The sequence below is a fragment of the Nonomuraea diastatica genome (assembly GCF_004349015.1).
Classification (GTDB): Bacteria; Actinomycetota; Actinomycetes; order Streptosporangiales; family Streptosporangiaceae; genus Nonomuraea; species Nonomuraea diastatica.
The window spans coordinates 22,230-28,239 of sequence record NZ_SMKP01000143.1 but is presented as its reverse complement, the minus strand read 5'-3'; the positions used below and the strand labels follow the sequence as shown (position 1 = coordinate 28,239).

General features: G+C 70.6%; 7 protein-coding genes and 1 pseudogene. 2 read left to right on the top strand and 6 right to left on the bottom strand.

Going from position 1 to position 6,010, the window contains the following annotated elements; all coding sequences use genetic code 11:
* Positions 1-1,658, top strand: a pseudogene (locus E1294_RS53310) (hypothetical protein); the annotation flags it as partial.
* Here E1294_RS53310 and E1294_RS37050 read toward each other — a convergent pair.
* Complete coding sequence (locus E1294_RS37050; RefSeq protein ID WP_132515639.1) at positions 1,645-2,886, bottom strand: hypothetical protein; 1,242 nt, start codon at positions 2,884-2,886, stop codon at positions 1,645-1,647. The pseudogene E1294_RS53310 and the gene E1294_RS37050 overlap by 14 nt on opposite strands.
* 203 nt (positions 2,887-3,089) lie before the next feature.
* Here E1294_RS37050 and E1294_RS37045 point away from each other — a divergent pair, with 203 nt between their 5' ends.
* Complete coding sequence (locus E1294_RS37045) at positions 3,090-3,635, top strand: helix-turn-helix domain-containing protein (RefSeq protein ID WP_132515638.1); 546 nt, start codon at positions 3,090-3,092, stop codon at positions 3,633-3,635.
* A gap of 137 nt (positions 3,636-3,772) precedes the next feature.
* On the opposite strand, the gene E1294_RS37040 is transcribed toward E1294_RS37045, so the two are convergent.
* From E1294_RS37040 to E1294_RS37025, 5 genes are all read right to left on the bottom strand, one after another.
* Positions 3,773-4,078 carry a DUF1416 domain-containing protein gene (locus E1294_RS37040; protein ID WP_132337667.1) on the bottom strand — a complete coding sequence of 102 codons (306 nt, stop codon included), beginning with the start codon at positions 4,076-4,078 and terminating at the stop codon, positions 3,773-3,775.
* Entirely contained in the window at positions 4,078-4,917 is an 840-nt protein-coding gene (locus E1294_RS37035; protein ID WP_132515637.1) for a sulfurtransferase, read from the bottom strand. Before E1294_RS37035 ends, E1294_RS37040 begins: the two co-directional genes overlap by 1 nt.
* Positions 4,914-5,327 carry a DUF4395 domain-containing protein gene (locus tag E1294_RS37030; RefSeq protein WP_132515636.1) on the bottom strand — a complete coding sequence of 138 codons (414 nt, stop codon included), beginning with the start codon at positions 5,325-5,327 and terminating at the stop codon, positions 4,914-4,916. Before E1294_RS37030 ends, E1294_RS37035 begins: the two co-directional genes overlap by 4 nt.
* Positions 5,328-5,384: 57 nt before the next feature.
* Complete coding sequence (locus tag E1294_RS58390) at positions 5,385-5,468, bottom strand: putative leader peptide (RefSeq protein WP_350668905.1); 84 nt, start codon at positions 5,466-5,468, stop codon at positions 5,385-5,387.
* Between the two features lie 91 nt (positions 5,469-5,559).
* Positions 5,560-5,985, bottom strand: coding sequence for a thioredoxin family protein (locus tag E1294_RS37025; protein ID WP_132515635.1), 426 nt, complete (start codon positions 5,983-5,985; stop codon positions 5,560-5,562).
* Positions 5,986-6,010: the final 25 nt, after the last annotated feature.

Sequence of the window (6,010 nt, the reverse complement as noted above, 5' to 3'; positions counted from 1 at the left end):
GCCAGACCGCCCCGGCGGGGCTCGGCGCCCACTCGGGCCGCACCTTTCCCCCCGGGCAGGTGATACCGCTCGAAGAGGGCATGTATCCCGACCTCCCCTCGGGCGAGAGCGCACTCCGCGGCCCTGAGGACACGGCGCCCGTGCCGAGGGTGCCGTCGGGCCCTGCTCCTGAGACCACCCCCGTACCCAGGGTGAAGGCGGCCCCGGACGGCGAGACCGCAGCCGTGCCGCGGCTGCCGTCGGCGGGCGAGATGCCGCGGGGCCGTGAGAGGCCCACCCGCCGCGGCGGACGTCGCAGCCGTGAGGCACCGCCGTCCGGCTACGGCACGCCACCCCAGGAGCAGGAGCCGCCGCCCGGCCCCGGCTCCCCTTACGGACAGGAACCGCCCGGCCAGGGCACTCCTTTCGGGCAGGAACCGCCTGGTCAGGGTTCGGGATTCGGGGCAGGCGGGCGTGCCGGGCAGGGCGGTGGCGTGTCCGAGCAGGGTGTGCGTCCCGAACAGGGCATGCATCCGGGCCAGAGTGCCGCGCGGGGAGCTCAGGGACAGGCGGCCCCACGGCATGGGATGGCGGGTGCTCCCGGCATGCCCGAGAGCCGGGCCCGGCATCGGCATCCGGACCAGCAGGTCTGGCCTCCCGCCTACCGTGAGCCGCCGGAGGGCCTCACACAGCCGCTGCCGGCCGTCCAGCCCCCCGCCGACCAGCCGCCGTCCCCATACGACCAGCCCTCCCCATACGACCGGCCGTCGCCGCAGTCATCGCCGTACGACCAGCCGTCGCCGTACGGCGGTCCTCCGGCCGGATCGCCGCCTCAGGGCGCCTCTGGGACGGCTCAGGCCGCCGCGGGCACCGGGGCGGCGGCGGTCGCCGCGTCGCATGCTGCCGGGCCAGGCGGGTCGCCTCAGCACGCCGATCCCGGGGCCGGCGGGCCATCAGCCGCGTTCGCCCAGCACCGTACGCCCCATCCCGACGATCCCCAGGGCGGACCCTACGACGGCCCCCAGGGCGGCTCGCAGGGCAGGGCTCGCGAGAGGGCGCAGGACGGCGCTCGGGGCAGGGCGCGAGCGGGCGGCGGGAGGCGTTCGGCGAAGGGGCCGCGCAACCGCAAGGTCCTGATCGCCGCCGGTGCCGTGATGGTGTCGCTGCTCACCATGGGCGCGCAGACGGTCGACGGCTACCTGTTCTACGAGAAGGTCGCCGCGCAGGAAACCAAGGAGGTCGTCGTGGCCGCCGGCCAGGCGGGCACCGTCTACAACATCGAGTGGACGGCCGCGGTGGCGCCCATGGAGGCACCTGCGGGCAGCAAGCACGGCCCCGAGGTCACCTGGCTGAAGGTGGACATCACCAAGAAGGTGGTCAACGAGTCGAACGCCACCATGACCGCCCTGCCCTACGAGATCAGGCTGACGGACCGCGCGGACCGTACGTGGACCGTGGAGCTGCGGGACGGCGAGCGGCCGACGGACCGGCTGGCGGTGGGCAAGACGTACGAGATCGAGGGTTTGGCCGTCGTGCCGACCCCGGTGGCGAACGAGGTCGAGATCTCGTTCAGGCCGAGTGGCTACCGTTCCGACACGCCGGTGGATGACCTGTTCGACAGGGAAGCCATGGAGAAGGCGGAGAAGGACGACACGGTGCTGCGGTTCAGGCGTCGCTGAGCCGCTCGCCCTTGGCGCGGGCTCTGGTGGCCGCGATGTCGAACGTGGCCGCCAGGAGCGCCATGGTGAGCACGGTCGTGATCATCTCGCGCAGGAAGCCGATGGGCGGTCCGGCGAAGGCCCACGTCCATTCCGCGCGCGAGCCGATGAGTGCCCGCAGCCCCCGGTCGCCGTACTGGGCGGCCACCGAGATGGCCACGTAGCACAGGCACAACATGCCGAAGAGCGGCGCGCCGCCGTTGAAGACCATCCGCAGGGAGTTGGCCAGCGGCACCCAGCGTTCCCGGAAGCCGACGGTGACCTGGTCGAACGACCTTTGCGTGAGGTCGTGGCTGGATTCGAGGCGGTCCACGCCGCGCTCCAGGCGGGTGCCCTTGAACAGGGTGCGGGTCTCGTCGGAGAAGGCGCCGTAGACGAGCATGGCCACGGTCAGCCAGGCCAGCGGGACCGCGACCGCATCCAGGAACAGCGGCCAGAGCTCGCTGAAGGTGCTGGTGATGCCGTCCCACAGCGGTACGTTCTTCTGCGCCTCGGACCAGACCTCCTTGGACCCGGCGACGACTGTGCGGTGCTCCATCCATTCGGAGCGCGCGTCGGCGATGGCGACGGTGGCGTTCAGCCCGTAGAACATGAACGCGAACTCGGAGAAGGCCGCGGCGAAGCCGTAGAACCTGGTCTTGCCCTGTTCCACGAGCTTCGCGAAGAGCGTCTTCAGCCCGAACATGACGACCATCGCGCCGAGCGACACGCGCCAGTCGAGGTCGATGAGGCCGCGGCCGACCTGGGACTCCTCACCGAACCAGGATGCGTCCGTCATTTCCTGGAAATTGTGGAACAGGTCCATCTGGTAGATGTCCCTGGCGTCCTCGGTGTGGAATCCCCACGCCAGGTAGAGCACGGCGAAGGCGGGGGCGACCCGGTCCAGCGTACGGAAGAAGCGCTCGTCGGGCACGCCCTCGTCGGCTCTGGCCCGCATCTCCCACAGCGCGTTGCGCAGGCAGTAGAGCATGCCGGCGGTGACCGTCACCGCGGACATGACGACGAACGTGAGCAGGGTCATGACGGCCACCAGCCGGAGCTGCCGGAAGTCGCCGTACGCCACCTCGGTGGCGCCGTACATCAACACGAAGCGCACGAGCTCGCCGGCGGCGAACCAGAGGATCAGCGGCAGGGCGCATCTGCCCACGAGCCGCAGCGTGTGCAGGGGCAGCGAGTACGGCGACGGCATCCGCTGAGCCGGCGTAGGCCCAGGTCGGGGCGGATCCATCACACCTGTCGAACCGGACATCTGTCGAATCGTATCGGCCTGTCCCTTCTGCCGCAGCCGCAACTCCCTGATTGTGTGCACGATCAGTTCCAGGGCGGTGACATATGAGTGACGCGCGAGCCGACCCGGCGACGGGACGCCGCCCTTGCGGCACCATGACGGTCATGGACTCGCGCCCCGCACTCGACACCGATCCCCGTGTGGTGGGAGAACGCCTGCGGCGGCTGCGCCAGGCGCGCGGTGTGTCACTCTCCGAGCTGGCCAAGCGTGCCGGCATCGGCAAAGCCACCCTGTCGGGCGTCGAGACGGGCGCCCGCAACCCGACGCTGGACACGCTCTGGGCGATCACCGCGCAGCTCGGCGTGCCGATCGGCGCGATACTCGACTCGCCGCCCGAGCCGCAGATCATGCGCGGCACGGCCATCGAGGCCCAGCTGCTGGAGGTGTTCGAGGACGGCGCCGTGACGTACGAGCTCTACCGCCTCCGTGTCCCGCCCGGCCTCACCCAGACCTCCCCCGCCCACCACGCGGGCGTCAGCGAGCACCTCACGGTCTTCACCGGCGCCCTCAGCGCGGGCCCGCTCGACGAGCCGCTCACTGCCGGCCCCGGCGACCACATCTCGTGGCGGGCCGACGTGCCGCACGGCTACCGGGCGCACGGCCCCGACGTCGTGCGCGCCACGCTCCTCATGCGCTACCCCAAACCCTGAGCGTGCCGGGCCGGACCGCATCCTGGACGTCACCGCGAACCCGCCGCCCGCGTGCACGCAGGCCACGCCCTGGTCGCGCGTCCGTTGCACGCGGTGAGGCCCGCGTCGGACAGACGCGGGCCTCACGTGAAACGGGCTCAGACGGCCACGGCGAGCTGGGCGACCTCGCCCAGCTTGGCCTCGACCTGGACGTCGCGGGTCACACCGCCGCCCGCGATGATGCGCACGGTCCAGTCGCCGGGAGCGGCGAAGAACCGGAAGACGCCGTCGTCGGACACCACGACCTCACCGGTGAACTCGCCGGACCCGTCGAGCAGCCGGGCGTAGGCGGTGCCGGCGCCGGTCACCACACCCTGGATCACGGCCTGGTTGGACAGATCGATTCCGGCCGGCAGCGCGATCGTCTGCTCCGGCGCTCCGCAGCCCTGTGCAGCGCTGGTCATCAGCGGGCCTCCCCCAGCTCGATCGGCACGCCCACGAGCGAGCCGTATTCGGTCCATGAACCGTCGTAGTTCTTCACGTTGTCCTGCCCCAGGATCTCGTGCAGGACGAACCACGTGTGCGCGGAACGCTCGCCGATGCGGCAGTAGGCGATGGTGTCCTTGCCGAAGTCGACACCGGCCTCGGAGTAGAGCGTGCGCAGGTCGTCGTCGGACTTGAACGTGCCGTCGTCGTTGGCGGCCTTGGACCACGGGATGTTGCGGGCCGTGGGCACGTGGCCGCCGCGCTGCGCCTGCTCCTGCGGGAGGTGCGCGGGAGCGAGCAGCTTGCCGGTGAACTCGTCGGGCGAGCGCACGTCGACCAGGTTGAGCTTGCCGATGGCGGCGACCACGTCGTCGCGGAAGGCGCGGATCGCGGCGTCCTGCTCCTCGGCGACGTATTGGGTCTCGGGCCGCTGGGGCACGTCGCGCACCAGCTCGCGGGAGTCGAGCTCCCACTTCTTGCGGCCGCCGTCGAGCAGCTTGACGTTGTCGTGACCGTAGAGCTTGAAGTACCAGTAGGCGTAGGCGGCGAACCAGTTGTTGTTGCCGCCGTAGAGGACGACGGTGTCGTCGTTGGCGATGCCGCGGTCGGAGAGCAGGGCCTCGAAACCGGTCTTGTCCACGAAGTCGCGACGCACCGGGTCCTGCAGGTCCTGCCGCCAGTCGACCTTCACGGCGCCACGGATGTGGCCCTTGTCGTAGGCGCTGACGTCCTCGTCGACCTCGACGAGAACGACTCCGGGGGTGTCGAGGTTGGCCTCGACCCAGTCGGCGTCCACCAGGGCGGCGGAACGGCTCATTGGGATACCTCCATGTTGGCAGCGGGCAGTAGACGACGAATCAGCAGGTACATCTCGCAGCCGAGGCAGAATCCGAAGGCTGCGTTGAGGAATGCGGCGAGGAGAGCCGCGGCCGTGGCCGCCAGGGCCAGCGGCACGATCCCGGTGAAGTATCCGGCCAGGCCCGCGAGCGCGAAGACCAGCCCCACCAGCTGCGCGAAACGCGGCGGGCGGGCGTCTTCCGTCTCGTTGGGCGCGCTCTTGACGAACGCCTTGAAGAGCATCACATAGGGAGAGCGGCGGGCGACTCCGAGCGCGAAGACCGCCGCCTGGGCGGCGAGAAGCCAGACGCTCTCCGTCACCAGGACGGAGATCAGGACCAGCGTGGTGATGGCCGCGCCGAAACGCAGCGCTCTAGGGTCGGCACGCATCGTGGGATGCTCCTGAAGGGGTCGATTGGAGCGGATCGCAGGTCCGCGAGATCGTCCTCAGGCAGCGCGACAGAGCGCAGTGGCGACGCGGCAGAAGTCAACCGCGCGCCGCTTCGTCAGCAGCTCTGTCGATGGGTTCATGCTCACGACCCTACTCGGCGTCTCGTCATCTGTCACTTCTCGTCCGGTTATTGAGACGATCTGTCTGGTACGCGGACCGGCCATGACGCCGTCACGCGGGCGGCAGGGCGTCGGCCACCGCGGCCAAAACGTCGGCCTTGCGGGGCTGGCCCGAGGCTCTCTTGACGACGGTGCCCGCGGCGTCGAGCACGAGGACGGTGGGCGTGCGCATGATGTCGAGCCTGCGTACGAGGTCGAGCCGCGACTCGGCGTCGATCTCGATGTGGCTCACCCCCGGCACGAGCGTGCTCACGTCGGCCAGGACCCGCCGGGTGGCCCGGCACGGCTGGCAGAACGCGGTGGAGAACTGCACCAGTGTCGCCCGCTCGCCCAGCCCCTCGCCCAGGTCGGACCCGGACAGTCTCTCGGGCAGCCGCTCCCCGCCCACGTCACGCACCCTTCCGCCGCGGCGCAGGTGCACCACGCCGATCACCGCACCGAGCGCCAGCATGGCCAGCGCCACCCACAGACCAGACATCACTTCGTGCAAACCGCGGACGGCC

Bases quoted from the DNA above. Each gene is read 5' to 3' on its own strand.
- E1294_RS37030 (WP_132515636.1), bottom strand. From the start codon at position 5,327: ATGCGTGCCGACCCTAGAGCGCTGCGTTTCGGCGCGGCCATCACCACG.
- E1294_RS37025 (WP_132515635.1), bottom strand. From the start codon at position 5,985: ATGTCTGGTCTGTGGGTGGCGCTGGCCATGCTGGCGCTCGGTGCGGTG.
- E1294_RS37050 (WP_132515639.1), bottom strand. From the start codon at position 2,886: ATGCCGTCGCCGTACTCGCTGCCCCTGCACACGCTGCGGCTCGTGGGC.
- E1294_RS37035 (WP_132515637.1), bottom strand. From the start codon at position 4,917: ATGAGCCGTTCCGCCGCCCTGGTGGACGCCGACTGGGTCGAGGCCAAC.
- E1294_RS37040 (WP_132337667.1), bottom strand. From the start codon at position 4,078: ATGACCAGCGCTGCACAGGGCTGCGGAGCGCCGGAGCAGACGATCGCG.
- E1294_RS58390 (WP_350668905.1), bottom strand. From the start codon at position 5,468: ATGAACCCATCGACAGAGCTGCTGACGAAGCGGCGCGCGGTTGACTTC.
- E1294_RS37045 (WP_132515638.1), top strand. From the start codon at position 3,090: ATGGACTCGCGCCCCGCACTCGACACCGATCCCCGTGTGGTGGGAGAA.